2 protein-coding genes (1 of these 2 only partly in view) are annotated in these 20,829 nt (G+C 69.1%); both read right to left on the bottom strand.

Annotated features, from left to right (window positions below):
- Positions 1-8,418, bottom strand: the 5' portion of a protein-coding gene (locus B7D75_RS13210; protein ID WP_107114099.1) for a non-ribosomal peptide synthetase. 6,558 nt of this gene lie to the left of the window's left edge; 8,418 of the gene's 14,976 nt are visible here — the first part of the coding sequence; it begins with the start codon at positions 8,416-8,418; the stop codon falls past the left edge of the window.
- Positions 8,419-20,829 (bottom strand): non-ribosomal peptide synthase/polyketide synthase, encoded by a 12,411-nt coding sequence (locus B7D75_RS13205; protein ID WP_107114098.1) that lies wholly within the window; start codon positions 20,827-20,829, stop codon positions 8,419-8,421.

Below are 20,829 nucleotides of genomic sequence, written 5' to 3'. Positions count from 1 at the left end.
GTAGTCGCGATAGCGACCGCCCGAGCGCGGCGGCGTCTCGCCGCGGTAGCGCTGCAAGACTTCACCGAGCAACTGCGAGTTGCTCCAGCCGTCCATGAGGATGTGATGGTTGGTGTAGATCAGGTGGTGCCGGCGCTCGCCGGTACGCACCAGCACCAGCCGCAGCAGCGGCGCCTCGGCGAGTTCGAAGCCGAGCCCGGCCTCGCCGGCCGCGAGGACGTCGAGCGCCTCGGCGAGGTCCGCGCGGTCGCGCCAGTCGTGCACGCTGAACGGCACTTCGACGCGCTTGCGCACCAGTTGCAGCGGCTTCTCCAACGCGCCCTGCCAGAGGAAGCCGCTGCGCAGGGCTTCGTGGGCATCCAGCGCCGCCTGCCAGGCCTCGCGGAAGCGTTGGGGATCCAGACCTTCCACGTCCAGACGCATCTGGTTGATGTAGTCGCCGCTGTTCTGCTGGTACAGGCTATGGAACAGCATGCCCTGCTGCATCGGCGACAGCGGATAGAGATCCTCCACCTCACCCGCCGCCAGGGGCAATGCGTCCAACTGCCGCTGGTCGAGCCCGGCCAGGGGGAAGTCCGATGGGGTCACGCCTTCGACACCGGCGGCGCAACAATGCTCGATCAGCGCCAGCAGCTCGTCGCGATAGGCATCGGCCAGGCGAACGATGCTCGCCTCGCTGAAACGCGCGGCGCTGAAGCTCCAGTCGATGCCGAGCCGGCCGGCATAGACCTGGCCGTTGAGGCTCAGCCAGTTGTCCAGCGGCGCGTCGCTGTCGCGCTCGCTGCCGGCCGCGTCGGCGCTGGGACGGAACAGCGCGGAGGAATCGGCGGAGAAGCTGCCGTCGAACTGCCCCAGGTAGTTGAAGGTGATGCGCGGACTCGGCAGGGCCGCCAGCGCCGCCCGATCCTCGGCGCTGCCGAGGTAACGCAGGACGCCGAAGCCCAATCCCTTGTGCGGAATCGCGCGCAGTTGTTCCTTGATCCGCTTGATCGAAGCGCCCAGCTCCGCCACCGGCGACAGGCGCAGCGGGAACAGGCTGGTGAACCAGCCCACCGTGCGGGTCAGGTCGATGTCTTCGAACAATTCCTCGCGGCCGTGTCCTTCGAGCTGGATGAGGGTATCCGCCTGGCCGCTCCAGCGACCGATGACCCGCGCCAGCGCGGTAAGCAGCAGATCGTTGACCTGGGTCCGGTAGGCCGCCGGCGCTTCCTGCAACAACCGGCGCGTGGCCTCTTCGCTCAGCTCGGTACGTGCCGAACGGACATGCCGGAGCGATTGCGCGCCCTCGCGATCGTCGCAGGGCAGTTCGGTGGACACGCCTTCGAGCTGCGCCAGCCAGTAGCCGCGCTCGCTCTCCAGGCCGCCGTCGCGGGCATGCGCCTGCAGGCGTTCGGCCCACGCCTTGAAGGCGCTGGTCTTGGCGGGCAGCGCAACGGCCTGGCCGGCCTGCAACTGGCGGTAGGCGGTCTGCAGGTCTTCGAGCAGGATCCGCCAGGACACCCCATCCACCGCCAGATGGTGGATCACCAGCAACAGCCGCTGGCTGCCGTCTCCGAGTGTCGCCAGCAGCGCGCGCAACAGAGGCCCGTTGCCCAGGTCGAGGCTGCGCTGGGCCTGCTCCGCCAGGGCTTCCAGCGCTTGCCCATCGGCGACCGAGCGCTGCCACAGCAACGCCTCGCCGGCCTCGACCGCGCGGTGTTCGGCGCGCCAGCTCCCGTCTTCGAGACGGAAGCCCAGGCGCAACGCATCATGGTGCGCCAGCAAGGCCTGCAGCGCCTGTTCCAGCAGCGTACCGTCGAGCGCCTGCCCCGGTTCCAGCAGGACCGACTGGTTCCAGTGCTGGCGCCGCGGAATATCCTGCTCGAAGAACATCTGCTGGATGGGCAGCAGCGGCGTGCTCCCGCTGATCGGCCCCTGTTCGGCGCTGGCCAGGCCGCGGCCCTCGACGGCCACGCCGGCCAGGCCGCGGATCGTCTGGTGCAGGAACAGGTCCCTGGGCGCCAGCCGGATCCCGACCTGGCGCGCGCGGCTGACCACCTGGATGGAAATGATCGAGTCGCCGCCAAGTTCGAAGAAGTTGTCGTCCAGGCCGACGCGGCCAAGCTTCAGCACATCCGCCCAGATCGCCGCCAGGCGCTGCTCCAGCTCGCTGCGCGGCGCGGCATAATCCTGCTGCAGACGGCTGGCGTCCGGCGCGGGCAAGGCACGCCGGTCCAGCTTGCCGTTGGCCGTCAGCGGCAGGCGCTCGAGGAACAGCAAGTGGGCGGGCACCATGTGCTCCGGCAAGCTCGCCTTCAGGGCCTGGCGCAGCGTATCGCGCAACGCGGCGGGGTCGCTTGGCGCCGCCTGCGTCACGACATAGCCGACCAGTTGCGTAGCGCCCGCTCCCTCGTGAGGCAGCACCGCTACCTCGGCCACGCCCGGCTGTTCGAGCAGGCGGGCCTCGATTTCGCCCAGTTCGATGCGGAAGCCGCGAATCTTGACCTGATGGTCGATCCGACCGACGTATTCGACTACCCCGTCGCAACGATAGCGAGCCAGGTCGCCGGTCCGGTACAGACGTCCCCCGGTCGTGGAGAACGGATCGGCCACGAAGCGCGTGCAACTCAGCTCGGGGCGGTTCAGATAGCCCCGCGCCAATCCCGCGCCCCCCACATACAGCTCGCCGATGCAGCCCCTGGGCACAGGGTTCAGCCCGGCGTCGAGCAGATACCATGACAGGTCCGCGATCGGTTCACCGATCGGACTGGCCGCCCCGCCTTCGAGGTCCGCCAACGACAGCGGACGATAGGTCACGTGGACCGTGGTCTCGGTGATCCCATACATATTGACCAGGCGCGGCGCGCGATCGCCGAAGCGCTCGAACCATGGGCGCAGGGCCTGCACTTCCAGCGCCTCGCCACCGAACACCACATGCCGCAGGGCCAGCGGCGCAACCTCCTGGCCGGCGCAGGCGACCTGCATCAACTGCTTGAAGGCCGACGGCGTCTGGTTCAGCACCGTCACCCGCTCCCGGCACAGCAGGCGCAGGAAGTCCTCGGGCGAACGGCTGGTCTCGTACGGGACGATGACCAGCCTGCCGCCATGCAACAGCGCGCCGAAGATCTCCCAGACGGAGAAATCGAACGCGTAGGAGTGGAACAGGCTCCAGGCGTCGTCCGCGCAGAAGCCGAACCAGTGCCGGGTGGCGTCGAACAGGCGTAGCACGTTGCCATGCGGCAGCAGGGTGCCCTTCGGTTTTCCGGTGGAGCCGGAGGTGTAGATCACATAGGCCAGGTTATCGACGCCGACGGCGCTCTGCGGATCGCTCTCGGGGTAGCCGGCCCACTCCTGCTCCGCATCCAGCAGCAGGCACGGCAAGCCCTCGCCGAGCGGCAAGCGTTCGCACGCCTCGCGCTGGGCCAGCAGCAGGCGGATGCCGCTGTCCTCGATCATGTAGCCCAGGCGATCACGTGGATAGCGCGGATCGAGCGGGACATAGGCGCCGCCGGCCTTGAGGATAGCCAGCAGGCCGACGATCATCTCCAGGCTGCGCTCGGCCGCCAGGCCGACCAGCACGTCGGGGCCGACACCGAGTTCGATCAGCCGGTGAGCCAGGCGATTGGCCCGCCGGTTCAGCTCGCCATAGTCGAGCGCGCGTTCGCCGTAGACCACCGCCGTCGCCTGCGGACGCTCGGCGGCCTGGCGCTCGATCAGGCGGTGCAGGCAGGACGCCGGGGGGAAGTCCTGCGGATGGGGGTTCCATTGCAGCAGGTCGGCGCGCGCTTCGGCCTCGTCCAGAAGTTTCAGCTCGGCGATGCGCGCGTCCGGCCGGGCGACGATCGACTGGAGCAGGTTCAGCCAGTGGCCGGCGATGCGCTCGGCGCTCGACGCGTCGAAGAGATCGGTGGCATAGGTCAGTTCGGCAAGCAGGCCACGGGAGGACTCGTAGGTATCCAGGGTCAGGTCGAACTGCGCGGTCTGTACGTCCCAGGCCAGGTCCTCGACCTCGAGTTCGCCCAGAGCGGCGAAGCGCGAGCCGCGATGATCGTCGCGCTGGTGGTTGTACATCACCTGGAACAACGGCGCATGGCTGAGGCTGCGTTCCGGCTGCAACGCATCCACCAGTTGCTCGAACGGCAGGTCCTGGTGGCCCTGCGCTTCCACCACCGCCTGCCGGACCTGCCGCAGCAGCTCGCGGAACGGCAGTTGTCCGTCGAGTTCCGCGCGCAGCACCTGGGTGTTGACGAAGAAGCCGATGAGCCCCTCGGTTTCCTCGCGATTGCGGTTGGCGATGGGTACGCCGACGCGAATGTCGTCCTGCCCGCTGTAGCGATGCAGGAGCGCCTGGAACGACGCCAGCAGCAGCATGAACAACGTGCTCTGCTCGGCCTGGGCGAGCCGCCGCAGGGCCTCGGCGAGCTCCGCCGGCAACGGGATGCCGATGCGCCGGCCACGATGGCTCTGTTGCTGCGGTCGCGGCCGGTCGCCGGGCAACTCCAGCAAAGGCTGCTCGCCGCCCAGGCGGGAGACCCAGTAGCCCAGCTGGCGCTCGCGCTCGCCGCCATCCATCCACTGGCGCTGCCAGGCCGCGAAGTCGGCGTACTGGATCGGCAACTCCGCCAGCGCGGGAGACTCGTCCTGCCGAAGCGCGGCGTAGACACGGATCAGCTCGTCCACCAGGACCTGCATCGACCAGCCATCGGCGATGATGTGGTGCAGGGTCAGCACCAGCGCGCATTCGTCCGTCGCCAGCGGCAACAGCAGGACCCGCAGCAGCGGTCCGCGCTGCAGGTCGAACGGCCGATGGGCCTCGGTTTCCACCAGTGTCTTCAGGTCTTCGCCGGCCGCCAGCGGGGGGCGCTCCTCGATGGGCACCGGCAGCGCCGAGTGGATGACCTGGCGCGGCGCGCCATCGTGTTCGACGAAGGTGGTGCGCAGCGTTTCATGGCGCTGCACCAGCAGGTCCAGGGCCTCCTGCAGGGCGTCGCGCCGCAGTTGCCCCTTCAGGCGCAGCGCCACCGGGATGTTGTAGGCCGCGCTGTCCGGCTCCAGGCGCCAGATGAACCACTGGCGCTCCTGGGCGAACGACAGCTGCGGCGACGCATCCCTGGCGCCCCGGACGATCCCGCCCTGGGCGGCCGGCGCCAGCTGCGCCACGGCCTGCGCATAGGCGCGCAGGGTGCTGTGCTCGAACAGGGTGCGCAGCGGCACTTGCAGGTCGAGGCGGCGGCGTACCCGGGAAACCACCTGGGTCACCAGCAGCGAATGGCCGCCCAGCTCGAAGAAATTGTCGTCCCGACCGATGCGCCCGAGCTTCAGGACCTCGCTCCAGATCGCCGCCATGGCCCGTTCCAGCTCGCCTTCGGGCGCGACATGGGCGTCCCGGACCGCGTTCGCGTCCGGCAGCGGCAGCGCCTTGCGGTTGATCTTGCCGTTCGGCGTCAGCGGCAGGCTCGCCAGCAGCAGCATGTGCGCCGGCACCATGTAGTCCGGGAGAACCGCCAGCAGACTGTTCTTCAATGCGCTGCGCAGCTCCTGCTGGCGCGCCGACTCGGCGCCGACCAGCGCGGCCTCGGCGGGCACCAGGTAGGCCACCAGGATCGGCCCGGCCGCGCCCGGCTGGGCGACGACCACCGCCTCGCGCACGCTGTCCTGCTCCAGCAGGCGCGTCTCGATTTCGCCGAGCTCGATGCGGAATCCGCGGATCTTCACCTGGTGGTCGATCCGTCCAAGGTATTCGATGACCCCGTCGGCGCGGTAGCGCGCCAGGTCGCCGGTGCGGTACAGGCGCGAACCGTCGGCGGCGAACGGGTCGGGCAGGAAGCGTTCGGCGGACAGGCCGGGGCGGCGATGGTAGCCACGCGCCAGGCCGTCGCCGCCGATCAGCAGCTCGCCGGCGACGCCGGGTGGGCATGGGTTCATTTCGCTGTCGAGGATGTACAGCGCGGTGTTTGCCAGCGGCCCGCCGAGGAACGGCCGGGCCTCCTCACCGAGGCGGAACTGCGCCGACCAGATCGTCGTCTCGGTCGGCCCGTAGAGATTCCAGGTCGACGCCGACAGTTCGCGCATACGCGCCGCCAGGTCCTCCGCCAGCGCCTCGCCACCGCACAGCAGGGTGCAGCCACGCAGCAGGTCGACACGCTCGCTGTCGCACAGCATCCGCCAGGTCGCCGGGGTCGCCTGCAGTACCGTGACGCCCTGTCGCTCGACCAGGTCGAGCAGGGCTTCTGGGTCCTGGGCCTGTTCGCGGCTGGCGAGCAGCACGCTGGCGCCACGCGCCAGCGGCACGTAGAGCTCGAGGCCGAAGATATCGAAGGAGAAGGTGGTCACCGACAGCAGGCGGTCCCGCGCCAGCATGCCCGGTTGTCGGGCGATGCTGCAGACGAAGTTGGTCAGGGCGCGGTGGCGGACCATCACGCCTTTCGGCTGGCCGGTGGAACCGGAGGTGTAGATCGCGTAGCAGAGACTGTCGGGCGCCTGCGGCAGGTCCGGGTTTTCCGCCGGGTAGCCTTGCACCAGTCGCTCCAGGTCATCGAGCAGCAGGCTTCGCAGCCCATCCGCCCGCGGCAGGCGCGCCAGCACGCTTTCCTGGCTGAGCAACAGGCGCAGCCCGCTGTCATCGATCATGTACTGCAGGCGATCCGCGGGATACTGCGGGTCCAGCGGCACGTAGGCGCCACCCGCCTTGAGCACCGCCAGCAGGGCCACCACCATGGGTACGCCGCGCTCCAGCGCGATGCCGACCAGTACATCGCTACCGACACCCTCCTCGCGCAGGCGCCGGGCCAGGCGGTTGGCCAACGCATTGAGTTCGGCGTAACTCAGGCGTTCCTCGCCGAACAGCAAGGCCGGCGCGTCCGGGGTCAGGCCGGCCTGGGCCTCGAACAGGCGATGCACGCCCTGCCCGGCGGGATACTCGCTCGCCGGCAGGCGGCTGCGTTGCAGCAGCGCGGCGCGCTCCTCGGCGTCGAACAGCGGCAGGTCGCCGAGGCGTCGCCGCGGCTCGGCGACGATGGCCTCGAGCAGGTTGCGCCAGTGGCGCGCCAGGCGCTCCACGGTCGTGGCCTCGAACAGGTCGGTGGCGTAGGTGAACTCGGCGTGCACGCCCTGTTCCGACTCGTAGGTGTCCAGGGTCAGGTCGAACTGCGCGCTGTGCGCGCCCCACGAGAGGTCCTCGACGTTCAGCCCCGGCAATTGCGCTGCCAGCGACTGGCGACCTGCGGAACCCAGGTTCTGGTGGTTGTACATGGCCTGGAACAGCGGGCTGTGGCTGAGACTGCGCTCCGGCTGCAAGGCCTCGACCAGTTGCTCGAACGGTAGGTCCTGGTGGGCCTGGGCGCCGAGCGCGGCGACACGGGTCTGCTGTAGAAGGTCAAGGAAAGGCATCTGCGCATCGAGGTCGGCGCGCAGCACCTGGGTATTGACGAAGAAGCCGATGAGCCGCTCGGTCTCGACCCGGTTGCGGTTGGCCACCGGCACGCCGACGCGGATGTCGTACTGGCCGCTGTAGCGATGCAGGAGCGCCTGGAACGAGGCCAGCAGGAGCATGAACAGCGTCGCCCCTTCGCGCTGCGCCAGCGCCTGCAACTGTCGGCCCAACGCCTGCGGCAACCGCAGTTCATGGCGCGCGCCGCGGTAGCTCGGCAGCGCCGGGCGCTGGCGGTCCGTCGGCAGTTCGAGCACGGTCTGCCCTCCGCCCAGCCGCGCCATCCAGTACTCCAACTGGCGCTCGCGTTCGCCGGCCTCCAGCCAGTGCCGTTGCCAGATCGCATAGTCCGCATACTGGATCGGCAAATCGGGCAGCGTCGCCTCGATGCCTTGGCGGCGCGCGCCGTAGAGGGCAATGAGCTCCTCCACCAGTACCCGCATGGACCAGCCATCGGCCGCCGCATGGTGGATGGTCAGGGTCAGCACGTGATCGTCGGCCGCCAACCGCAACAGGCGCGCGCGAAGCAGCGGACCGTTACGCAGATCGAAGGGCTGTTGCGTCTCGCTTTCAACGAAGGCGCGAATCTGCGCCTGCGCGTCGTCGCCGCTCGCCAGCGTGACCGGGACGGGTAGGTCCACCGACGCCAGCACCTGCTGGCGGAAGCCATCCAGTTGTTCGTCCTCGACGAACACGGTCCGCAGGCTCTGGTGGCGCTCGACGATGGCGCCCAGGCTGGCGGCCAGCGCCTCGACGTCCAGTTCGCCACGCAGGCGCAGCGCCGAGGGAATGTTGTAGGCGGCGCTCTGCGGGTCCATCTGCCAGAGGAACCACTGGCGCTCCTGGGCATAGGACAGCGGGATGCGCTCGAAGGCCGAGGCCACCTCGGGAATCGGCAGGTTGGCCGGCGTCACGCCCTCCTCCTGCATCTTCGCCAGGTACAGCTTGCGCTTGTCGAGGGGAAGCGTGATGAAGCGCCGGGCAACCCGCAAAGCTACGCTCATGTCCATTCAGACTTCCTCCATTTCATCAAGCAGGGCTTCCAGCTTGTTCAGTTTCGATGTGTCGACCTGCCCACCGGCCTTTTCCAGATTGCTGACGAAAAGCCCCAGGGTCGGGAATTGGAACAACAGTTGGGGGGTGAGCTTCATGCCCAGCTCCAGTTGAATGCGCGAAATCACGTTGATGGCCAGCAGCGAGTGCCCGCCGAGTTCGAAGAAATGGTCGTCGAGGCCAACCCGCTGGAGCTTCAGCACCTCCTGCCAGATCGCCGCGACCTGGCATTCCAGCTCGCTGCGCGGCGCCACGTAGGCTTCCTGGAGGAGACTGGCGTCGGGCGCCGGCAGCGCCTTGCGGTCGACCTTGCCGTTGGGGCTCAGCGGCAGGCGTTCGAGGAACAGCAGGTGCGCCGGCACCATGTACTCGGGAAGGCTGTCGCGCAGCAGCGCCTTCAGCTCGTTGCGCAGCGCGGCCTGTACCTCCAGCGTGGCGCTAGTCAGCGCTTCCGCTTGCGGCACCAGATACGCCACCAGTTGCGCCCCGGCAGCGCCCTCGACGGCGATGACCAGGGCCTCGCGCAGCGCCGGGTGCTCGCCGAGGCAGGCCTCGATCTCGCCCAGTTCGATGCGGAAGCCGCGGACCTTGACTTGATGGTCGACCCGACCGACGTACTCGATCACCCCGTCGGCGCCGTAGCGTGCCAGGTCGCCGGTGCGGTACAGGCGGCCGCCGCCCTGCTCGTCGAACGGATCGGGAATGAAGCGTGCGGCCGTCAGGTCGGGACGCTTGAAATAGCCGCGCGCCAGCAGCTCGGCGCCGATCACCAGCTCGCCGACCGCACCGACCGGCGCCGGTTGTCCGGCATCGTCCAGCAGATAGATGGCGCGGCCCGGCAACACCTTGCCGATCGGCATGGTCGCCGGGATCGCCATGCTGCCATCGACGTAGGGCGCGCAATCCAGGGTGGTGACGGTGACGGTCGCCTCGGTGGGACCGTAGGTGTTGAGCAGGCGCACATGCTCCAGCCCGGCGGCCTTCCATGCCAACAGGCTTTCCGGTGGCATCGCCTCGCCCCCGGCGTGGACCTGACGGAGCGCGCCGTAGTCGCGCACGCCCTGGTTGGCGAAGTCCTTGGCCAGCATGTTCCAGTAGGCGGTGGTCAGGTCCACCGTGGTGATGCGTCGCTCGACGATCTCCCGGTACAGCGTCTCGCTGTCCCAGATCTCGGTGCCGCGCAGCACCACCGAGGCGCCGCAGGCGAGCGGTGGGTAGAGCTGCTCGACGAAGCCGTCGAAATTGAAGGTGGAGAATTGCAGCACCCGGTCGTCCGGCCCGATGCCGAAGAACTCCAGCGACACGTGGGTATGCCGCGACAGGCTCTCTCGGCTGATGCCGACGCCCTTGGGCCGGCCGGTGGAGCCGGAGGTGAACATCACGTAGGCGAGGTTCTGCGGATGCGCCCGCGACTGCGGGTCGCGCGCCGGACGGTCCTGCCAGTCCCGTGCCCGGTCGAGCGCCAGGCAGGCGATCCCGGCGGCCGCTGGCAGGCGTTGCAGCAGGTGGCTCTGGCTGAGCAACAGGGCGATGCCGCTGTCCTCGATCATGTAGCCGAGGCGCTCCTGCGGATATTCCGGGTCCAGCGGCACGTAGGCGCCGCCGGCCTTGAGCACCGCCAGCAGGCTGACGATCATTTCCAGCCCGCGCTCGACGGCGATCCCCACCAGCACGTCCGGTCCCACGCCCAGTTCGATCAGGCGGTGGGCCAGGCGGTTGGCCTGGGCGTTGAGCTCGCCGTAGCTCAGCTGGCGCTCCTCGAAGAGCAATGCCACCCGCTCGGGCTCCATCGCCGCGCGGCTGGCGAACAACTGCTCGACGCTGCGCTCGTCCGGATAGCGTCCCGGGTTGCGCCCCCAGTCGAAGATCGCCTGGCGCTGCTCCGCCGCTTCCAGCAGCTGGAACTCGGCCAGGCAGGTGCTGGCCGGACGCTCGACCATCTGCGCCAGCAAGTGCGTCAGGTGGCGATCCAGGCGCTCCACGCCGGCATCGTCGAAATGCTCGCGGTCGTAGGCGAACTGCAATTCCAGACACTGTCCCAGGCTCACACTGAGGGTCAGCGGATAGTTGGTCTGCTCGTGGTTGCCCACGGTGCCGAAGGCCAGACCTTGCGAGGCCTGCTGCTGGAGCATCTGCGAAACGGGGTAGTTCTCGAACACCAGGATATTGTCGAACAGCGCCTCGCCGCCCTGCCCGGCCCAGCGCTGGATGTCGTACAGCGGCGTGTGTTCGAATTCGCGCAGGGCCAGGTTCTCGCCCTGTACCGCCTGCAGCCAGGACGCCAGGCTCTGCTGCGGAAGCGGGGTAGCGATGACCGGCAGGGTGTTGATGAACAGGCCGATCTGCTCCTCGATCCCGTTCAGTTCCGCCGGGCGGCCGGCGACAGTGGCGCCAAAGGCCACGCTGTCCTGTCCGGTATAGCGTTGCAGCAACATCAGCCAGGCGGCCTGGACCAGGGTATTGAGCGTGACCTTCTGCTCGCGGGCCAGTTCGGCCAGGCGCCGGGTCTGCTCGCCATCGAGTTCGCGCGACAGTTCCGCGTAGCCCTTGCCGCGTCGCTTGGCCTGGGCGATCGACTGCCCCAGGCGGGTCGGCTCGTCCAGCCGACGCAGGCGCGGCAGCCAGAAGGCCTCGGCGAGCGCGGCGTCCTGGCGTTGCAGCCAGGCGATGTAGTCGCGGTAGCGGCCGCCGGAGCGCGGCGGCGTTTCGCCACGGTAGCGCTGCAGTACCTCGCCGAGCAGCTGCGAGTTGCTCCAGCCGTCCATCAGGATGTGGTGGTTGGTGTAGATCAGGTGATGGCGCCGCTCGTCGATCCGCACCAGCACCAGGCGCAGCAGCGGCGCCTCGCTCAGGTCGAAGCCCAGCCGGCCTTCGCCGGCGGCCAGTTCGTCGAGAGCCGCCGCCAGGTCCTCGCGACCGCGCCAGTCGAGTACGCTGAACGGCACTTCGACACGCTTGCGCACCACTTGCAGCGGCGTCTCGAAGGCGCCCTGCCAGAGGAACCCGCTGCGCAACACATCGTGCTCGTCCAGCGCCGCCTGCCAGGCCGCGCGGAAACTCTCCGGATGCAGACCGTCGACGTCCACCCGCAATTGGTTGATGTAATCGCCGGCCTCCTGCTGGTACAGGCTGTGGAACAGCATGCCCTGCTGCATCGGCGATAGCGGGTAGAGGTCCTCGACTTCGCAGGGCGCCAGCGGCAACTGATCGAGACGCGCCTGGTCAAGGCGCGCCAGCGGGAAGTCCGAGGGCGTCAGGCCCTGGCCCTCGGCCACGCGGCAGTGGGCGATCAGCGCCAGCAGTTCGTCGCGATAGGCGTCGGCCAGGCGCTGGATGCTGGCGGTTTCGAAGCGCTCGCCGCTGAAGCTCCAGTCGATGCGCAGCTCGCCGCCATAGATGCGTCCGTTCAGCGCCAGCCAGTTGGCCAGCGGCGCGTCCGGGCTCTGGTCGTCGCCGGCGCGCTCGCCGGCCGGAACGAACAGCGCGCCCTCCTCCATGGCGAAGCTGCCGTCGAACTGGCCGAGGTAGTTGAAGGTGATGCGCGGCACCGGCAACCCGGCCAGGGCTGCCTGGCTCGCCGCGCTGCCCAGGTAGCGCAGGGCGCCGAAGCCGATGCCCCTGTTCGGCACCGCGCGCAGTTGCTCCTTGATGCCCTTGATCGACGCGGCGATGCCCTCGGCCGGGGTCAGGCGCAGCGGGAACAGGCTGGTGAACCAGCCCACCGTGCGCGTCAGGTCGATCTCGGCGAACAGCTCCTCGCGGCCATGCCCCTCCAGCTGGATCAGCGCATCGGCCTGCCCGGTCCAGCGGCAGACCACCCGCGCCAGCGCGGTCAACAGCAGGTCGTTGACCTGGGTGCGGTAGGCGGCCGGTGCCTCCTGCAGCAATTGCCGGGTCGCCTCGGCGTCCAGTGCACAAACGACCGAACGGGCATGGCGGTTGCTCTGGTCGCCCTGCGGGTCGAGGCACGGCAGGTCGCTGGAGGCGCCTTGCAATTGCCCTTGCCAGTACGCCAGTTCACCATCCAGGCCGCCGTCACCGGCGAACGCCCGCAGGCGCTCGGCCCAATCCCTGAAGGCGCTGGTCTTGGCCGGTAGCTCGACGGCCTGACCCGCCAGCAACTGCCGGTAGGCAGTCTGCAGGTCTTCGAAGAGAATCCGCCAGGACACACCATCCACCACCAGATGGTGGATAACCAGCAGCAGGCGCTGGCTGCCATCGTCGAAAGTCGCCAGCAGGGCGCGCAACAACGGCCCATCGGCCAGGTCGAGACTGCGCTGGACTTCGTCGGCCAGCGCCCGCAGCGCCGCCAGGTCAGCGACCCGAGCAACGCGGAGCAGCGCCGCAGCGCCCTCTTCCACACCCCGGTGGCGCGCCGTCCAGCCGGCCGCCTCGCGGGTGAAGGACAGGCGCAGCGCATCGTGGTGCGCCAGCACACCCCGCAGGGCCTGCTCAAGGTGCCGGGCATCGAGCGGCTCGCGGGCTTCCAGGAGTACCGACTGGTTCCACCAGTGGCGCTCGGCGACCTCTTCGGCGAAGAAACCCTGCTGGATCGGCAGCAACGGCGTGACGCCGGTCACCGGTCCCTGGTCGATAGCCAGCACCTGCGTACCGCCCTCGGCCAGCGGGGCCAGGGCACCGATGGTCTGCGCCTCGAAGAGCATCTTCGGAGTGAAATGGATGCCGAGCTGGCGCGCACGGCTGACCACCTGCAGGGAAATGATGGAATCGCCGCCGATCTCGAAGAAGTTGTCGGCCAGGCCGACCTGCTCCAGCTTCAGCACATCCGCCCAGATCGTCGCCAGTTGCCTTTCCACTTCGCTGCGCGGGGCCTGGTAGTCGCGTTGCTGCTGGTCGGCGCTGGGCTTGGGCAGGCCCTTGCGATCCAGCTTGCCGTTGGGGGTCAGCGGCATGCGCGGCAGGAACAGCAGGTGCGCCGGCAGCATGTACTCGGGCAAGCGTTCCTTCAGCGCCTTGCGCAAGGCGTCGCGGCAGGCCGCCTGGGCACCGACATCCTCGACCAGCGCCGGATCCTGCGGGACCACGTAGCCGACCAGTTGCTGGCCGCTGGCGCCGGCCTGGGCGACCACCACCGCCTCGCGCACCGCCGTCTGCTCGCGCAGGCGCGCCTCGATCTCGCCCAGTTCGATCCGGAAGCCGCGAATCTTCACCTGGTGGTCGACCCGGCCCAGGTAGTCCACCACGCCATTGGCGCGGCCGCGGGTCAGGTCGCCGCTGCGGTACAGGCGGCTGCCGGGCGCGCCGAAGGGATCCGGCACGAAACGCTCGGCGGTCAGCGCCGGACGCTCCAGGTAACCGCGCGCCACGCCTTCCCCGCCCAGGTACAGCTCGCCGGCCACGCCGACCGGCAGCAGGTTCAGCTGGGCATCGAGGATGTAGCCGCTGCGATTGCCCAGCAACGTGCCGATCGGCATGTAGGCGGCGCCGCAGGCGTCGTCCGGGCGGGCTTTCCAGAGCAGTGGGGTGACCACCGTTTCGGTCGGTCCGTAGCCGTTGAACAGGTATTGCGGGCGTAGCGCGCGCCAGGCCAGGTCGTAGCTGGCCTGCGCCACCGCGTCGCCGCCGAAGCAGTAGACCCGGGCCGCCGGAGGGTTGCCGTCGCGTTCGGCATGTTCGGCCAGTTGCTGCAGGTAGACCGGCGGGAACACCGCGACGGTGACGCCGTGGCGATGCATCTGCGCGTAGGTCTGCTCCGGCAGCCACAGGCTATCGTCGCGGATCAGCACCCGCGCGCCGTTGATCAGCGGGTGCATCCAGCCTTCATGGGAGCCGTCGAAGGCGAACGACATGAAGTGCAGCTCGCAGTCCGCCGGGGTCATCTCGTAGCGCTCGCCGGTGGCCACGATGTGCGCGGCCAGCGGGCCGTGGGACACCGCCACGCCCTTGGGCATGCCGGTGGAGCCGGAGGTGTAGATCACGTAGGCCAGGTTGTCGCCGTGCAGCGCCACCTCTGGATCATGGGCGGGGAAGCCGGCCCACTCCTCCTCGCGGTCCAGGGATAGGCAGGCCAGGCCGGTGGGGATCGGCAACCGCTCGAGCAAGTGGCTCTGGGTCAGCAGCAGGTGCGCGCGGCTGTCCTGCATCATGTACAGCAGGCGTTCGCGCGGGTACTCGATGTCCAGGGGCACGTAGGCGCCGCCGGACTTCAGCACGGCGAGGAAGGCAATCATGATCTCCGCGCTGCGCTGCATGGCGATCGCCACCCGCACCTCGGGCCCGACGCCGCGGGCGATCAGCGCGTGTGCCAGGCGGTTGGCCCGGCTGTCCAGCTCGGCGAAGCTCAGCACCTGGTCGTCGAACAGCACCGCCGGCGCGTCCGGCGCCAGGCGCGCGCGCTCCGCCACCCGCTGGTGGATCAGCGGCGAAGCGGGGAAGCCTGACTCGCTGCGGTTCCACAGCGAATCGATCAGCACGCGCTCCTCGGCATCCAGCAGGCTCAGCTCGACCAGCGTCCGTTCGGCGTTGTCGACGAAGCCTTCGAGCAGGTTCAGCAGGTGCCGGTCCAGCTGCTCGACCGCGGCATCGGAAAACGCCTGGCGGTCATAGCTGTATTGCAGCGACAGACGGTCGCCGACGCCCAGGGCGACAGTCAGCGGGTAGTTGGTCTGTTCATGGTTGCTCACCGGGCCGAAACGCACGCCGCCTGGCGAGCCCTTTTCCAGGGCTTCGGCCACCGGGTAGTTCTCGAATACCAGCAGGCTGTCGAACAGCGCCTCGCCGAGCCCGGCCCAACGCTGGATCTCGAACAGCGGCGTGTGCTCCTGCTCGCGCAGCGCCAGGCTGCGCGCCTGCACCTCCTGCAGCCAGTCGGCCAGGCGCATGCCCGGCTGCGGCGTGGCGACCACCGGCAGGGTGTTGATAAACAGGCCGATCTGCCGCTCGATCCCGGCCAGCTCGGCGGGCCGCCCGGCGACGGTGGCGCCGAAGACCACGGTGTCCTGGCCGGTGTAGCGCTGCAGCAGCAGCGACCAGGCTGCCTGCACCAGGGTATTGAGGGTCACTGCGTGCCGCTGGGCGAATGTCTTCAGGCGCGCGGTGCGTGCCGGCGTCAGGCTGCGCTGGAACTGGCCCCCGCCGACCTGCTCGCGCTCGGCGGCGACCGCCTGGGCCAGGCGGGTCGGCTCCAGCAGTTCCGCCAGTTGCTCTTTCCAGAACGCCTCGCTGGCGCCCTTGTCCTGCGCCTGTAGCCAGGCGATGTAGTCGCGGTAGCGCCCGCCCGTCTCCTGCCCGGGCTCGCCGGCGTAGCGAGCGAGTACCTCGCCGAGCAACTGCGCGCTGCTCCAGCCGTCCAGCAGGATGTGGTGATGAGTGTAGATCAGGTGGTAGCTGTCTTCGTCGCTGCGTACCAGCACCAGTCGCAGCAAAGGCGCCCGCTCCAGGTCGAAGCCACGCTGGCGTTCGCTCGCGGCCAGTTCGTCGAGGGCCTCGGCGAGCCCCTCGTGGCCGCGCCAGTCGTGCTCGGCGAAGGGCAGTTCGAGGCGCTTGTGGATCACCTGGAGCGGCTGCTCCAGGTCACCCTGCCAGAGGAAGCCGGCGCGCAGGATATCGTGGCGGTCGACGGCCGCCTGCCAGGCCGCGCGGAAACGCGCGGGATCGAGTCCGCAGACGTCGACCCGGAGCTGGTTCAGGTAGTCGCCGCTAGCCTGCTCGTAGAGTGAGTGGAACAGCATGCCGTGCTGCATCGGCGACAGCGGGTAGATATCCTCGATCTGCGCCAGCGGCAGGCGATCCAGTTGCTCCTGGCGCAGCGCCGCGAGGGGGAAGTCCGAGGGCGTGGCGCCAAGGTTGCCGTCCTGGCAGCAATGCTCGATCAGCGCCCGCAGCTCCCGCGCGTAGTCATCGACCAGGCGCTGGACGGTCGCCTCGGCGAACATTTCCAGGCTGAAGCTCCAGTGCAGGCTCAGCTCGCCGCCGTAGACCTGGCCTTCGATGCTCAACCAGTTGGCCAGCGGGGCGCACGGATCCTGGGCGGCGCCGGCGCTTTCCGCGGCCGGTAGCAGCAGCGCCGCTTCGTCGAACTGGCGGTCGAACCGGCCCAGGTAGTTGAAGGTGATCCGCGGCTGCGGCAGCGCGGTCAGGCGGGCCGCAGCCTCCTCTCCAGCCAGGTAGCGCAGCAGGCCGTAGCCGACGCCCTTGTCCGGCACGCCGCGCAGTTGCTCCTTGATCGCCTTCAGCGACTCGCCGAGGTCCGCGGCCGGAGTCAGGCGCAGCGGGAACAGGCTGGTGAACCAGCCCACCGTGCGGCTCAGGTCGATAGTCTCGCCGAGGTCCTCGCGGCCGTGCCCTTCGAGCTGCACCAGCACGCTGGCGTCGCCGCTCCAGCGGCAGGTCGCGCGGGCCAGGGCGGTCAGCAGCAGGTCGTTGACCTGGGTCCGGTAGGCCGCCGGGGCCTCCTGCAGCAACTGGCGGGTACGCTCGGTGTCCAGGGTCAGGACGAGCTTGCGCTCATGGCGGTTTTCCAGGGCGCCGTGCGGGTTTTCGCATGGCAGCGCATGCGGAGCGTCGCGCAGTTGCGCCTGCCAGTAGTCGAGTTCGTCCAGGCGCGCGCCGGCCTGTTCGTGCAGGTGACGGCTCCAGGCCTGGTAGGAACTGCTACGCGGCCCGAGATCGGCGTCGAGGTCGGCATAGAGACGCTGCAGGTCTTCCAGCAGGATGCGCCAGGACACCCCATCCACCGCCAGGTGGTGGATGACCAGCAGCAGGCGCTGGCTGCCGTCGGCCATGTCCACCAGCAGCGCACGCAGCAGCGGCCCCTGTTCGAGGTCGAGGCTGCGCTGGGCTTCTTCGCAAAGCGCCAGCAATGCCTCCTCGGACCCCGCCTGCCGGCGCCACAGCGGCTCGCCGGCCTGCTCGGCGTAGGCCTGGTGCCAGGCGCCGCGCTCTTCGCGGAAACGCAGGCGCAGGGCATCGTGCTGCGCCTGCAGGCGTTCCAGGGCACGCCCCAGCCGGTCGCCGTCGAGCGGCTGGCGCGCCTGCAACAAGAGAGACTGGTTCCATTGCTGGCGATTGGGAATCGCCTGCTCGAAGAACCAGCGCTGTACCGGCGCCAGCGCCACCTCGCCGCTTGCCGGCCCCTGTTCCGCCGTCGCCGCACCCGCCTTGGCCGCCAGGGCCAGGCTGCGGATGTTCTGGTGCTGGAACAGGTCGCGCGGGCTCAGTTGCAATCCGGCCTGGCGTGCACGGCTGACCACCTGGATCGAGACGATCGAGTCGCCGCCGAGGCTGAAGAAGTTGTCGTCCAGGCCGACCCGCTCGACGCCCAGCAGGTCCTGCCAGATTTCCGCCAGGGTTCGCTCCACTGCGTTGCGCGGTGCGCTGTAGCCTGCCTGCGCCACGCTTGCTTCAGGCGCCGGCAGCGCCTTGCGCTCCAGCTTGCCGTTCGGACTCAGCGGCATCCGCTCCAGCGCCAGCCACTGCGCCGGCACCATGTATTCCGGCAGGCTCGCCGCCAGGTGCGCGGCCAGCGCTTCGCGCCAGTCGCCGCCCTCGCTCTCCAGCACCACGTAGCCGACCAACTGCTTGCCGTCCACCGCCAGCACCGCCGCCTCGCGCACCCACGGATGCTCCAGCAGGCGCGCCTCGATCTCGCCCAGTTCGATGCGTAGGCCGCGCAGCTTCACCTGGTGGTCGATCCGCCCAGCGTACTCGATCACCCCATCGGCGCGGTAGCGCGCCAGGTCGCCAGTGCGGTACATCCGCTCCCCAGCCACGAACGGGCTGGCGACGAAGCGCTCGGCAGTCAGCCCCGGACGCTGGTGGTAGCCACGGGCCAGGCCCCGACCGGCCAGGTACAGCTCGCCGAGCACGCCCACCGGCACCGGCTCCAGGTTGCCATCGAGGATGTAGCAGGCCAGGTTGGCGATCGGCCGGCCGATCGGCACCGCGTCCTTGCCCTCCTCCACGCAGGTCCAGTGGGTGACGTCGATGGCCGCCTCGGTCGGGCCATACAGGTTATAGAGGCCGGCCTGCGGCAGCTTGGCGAACACCTGCTGCTGGGCGTCCGCCGGCAGCGCCTCGCCGCTGCAAACGATGCGTTTCAGGCTGGTGCAGGAGGCGACGTCTTCGTCCTGCAGGAAGGCCTGCAGCATCGACGGCACGAAGTGCAGCGTATCGACCCCTTCGCGGTTGATCAGCGCCACCAGTTTCGCCGGGTCGCGATGATCGCCCGGCGCGGCCACCACAAGGCGCGCGCCGGTCATCAGCGGCCAGAAGAACTCCCAGACCGACACGTCGAAGCTGAACGGGGTCTTCTGCAACACCGTGTCGCCGACGCCCAGGCCGTAAGCCTGCTGCATCCAGCACAGGCGGTTGCTCAGCGCCGAATGGCGGTTGCCGGCGCCCTTGGGCTTGCCGGTAGAACCGGAGGTGTAGATGACATAGGCGAGGTTCTCGCCATCGAGATGAATATCCGGGTTCGCCTCACTGTAACCCTCGAACCAGGGCGCATCGCGATCCAGGTCGATCCGCTGCACGCCTTGCGCCAGCGGCAGCTTCAGGTGCGACTGGCTGAGCAGCAACTCCACGCCGCTGTCCTCCAGCATGTAGGCCTGGCGCTCCTCGGGATACTCCGGGTCCACCGGCACGTAGGCGCCGCCGGCCTTGAGGATCGCCATCAGGGCCACGACCATCTCGATGGAACGCTCCATGGCCACGCCCACCAGGCGGTCCGCACCGACCCCGCGCTCGATCAAGGCATGCGCCAGGCGGTTGGCCCGACGGTTCAGCTCGGCATAGTCCAGGCGTTCCTCGCCGAAGGCCAGTGCCGGCGCCTCCGGGTTGCGTTCGACCTGCTCCTCGAACAGCTGGTGCACGCCGCGTTGCCGCGGGTACTCGGCCGCAGTGGCGTTCCAGCCTTCCAGCAACTGGCCGCGCTCCTCGGCATCGAGCATCGGCAGCGAGTCGACGCTGGCCTGCGGGTGTTCCAGCATGCCGCGCAGCAGGTTCTGCCAATGCCGCACCATGCGCTCGATGGTCCGCGCCTCGAACAGGTCGGTCGCGTAGGTCAGTGCGGCGTGCAGGCGCCCGCCTTTCTCGTAGGTGTCCAGGCTCAGGTCGAACTGGGTGGTGCGGCTCTTCCAGTCGAGCGGGGCGAAACTGAGGCCGGCCACGCCGTCCAGCGCCTCGATGTCGGCCACCAGCGGCTGGTGGTTGTACATCACCTGGAACAGCGGGCTGTGGCTGAGGCTGCGCTCGACCTTGAACGCCTCGACCAGGCGCTCGAACGGCAGGTCCTGGTGGGCCTGGGCACCCAGCACGGTGTCTTTCAGGCCGGCCAGCAGCGACGCCACCGGCGTGCGGCCATCGAACTCCGAGCGCAGCACCTGGGTATTGACGAACAGGCCGATCAGCCCTTCCACCTCGGCGCGGTTGCGGTTGGCGATAGGTACGCCGACCCGCAGGTCGGTCTGCCCGCTATAGCGTTGCAGGAGGATATTGAAGCCGCCGAGCAACAGCATGAACAGGGTCAGCCCCTGGCGCCGCGCGGTGTCGCGCAGGGCTTCGGCCAGCGCCGGGTCGATACTGAACTCGTAGCGGCTGCCACGGTAGCCGGGAACCGCCGGACGCGGATGGTCGGTCGGCAACTCCAGCACCGGATGCCGCTCGCCGAGCTTGCCGCGCCAGTACTCCAGCTGGCGCTCCTGCTCGCCGGCCTCCAGCCAGCTGCGCTGCCACAGGGCGTAATCGGCGTACTGGATCGGCAAGTCCGGCAGGCCGGGTTCCGCGCCAGTCGCATAGGCACTGTAGAAACGACTGAACTCTTCGATCAGCACGTTCATCGACCAGCCGTCGGACACGATGTGATGCAGGGTCAACAGCAGCACATGCCGCTCCTCGCCCAGGCGAATCAGGCGGACCCGCAGCAACGGTCCCTCGCACAGGTCGAACGGCTGCAACGACTCACGCTGCGCCTCCTCGCGCAGGCGGGCTTCCTGCTCGGCCTCGGGCAGGCCGCTGCAATCCTCGAAGGCGACCTCCAGCGGGCGTTGCAGCGGCGCCTGCGCCAGGCTGTCGTCGGCGCCGCGCGGGAACACCGTGCGCAGGGTTTCGTGACGCTGCACCAGGCTGGCGAACGCGCGCTCCAGCGCCTGGCGGTCCAGCGGCCCGTTCAGGCGCACCGCGCTGGGCAGGTTGTAGGCGCCGCTCTGCGGATCCAGGTGCCAGAGGAACCACATGCGCTGCTGGGCGTAGGACAGCCGATCACGCTCGGCAGAAGCCACGCCGGACGGAATCGGGAACAGCGAGAAATCGATTCCCTCCCCTCGCAGGGTGTCGAGGAACACCCGACGCTTCTCAACGGGTAGTTCGATAAAGCGGCGGGCGAGCTTGAGGGAATCTTCTGCGTTCAT

The organism is Pseudomonas paraeruginosa, assembly GCF_003025345.2.
Classification (GTDB): Bacteria; Pseudomonadota; Gammaproteobacteria; order Pseudomonadales; family Pseudomonadaceae; genus Pseudomonas; species Pseudomonas paraeruginosa.
Note: the sequence above shows the minus strand (reverse complement) of the source record. Positions and strands in the feature narration are given on the sequence as shown.

Excerpts from the sequence above, each read along its gene's own strand:
- B7D75_RS13205 (WP_107114098.1), bottom strand. The coding sequence starts at position 20,829 with ATGAACGCAGAAGATTCCCTCAAGCTCGCCCGCCGCTTTATCGAACTA.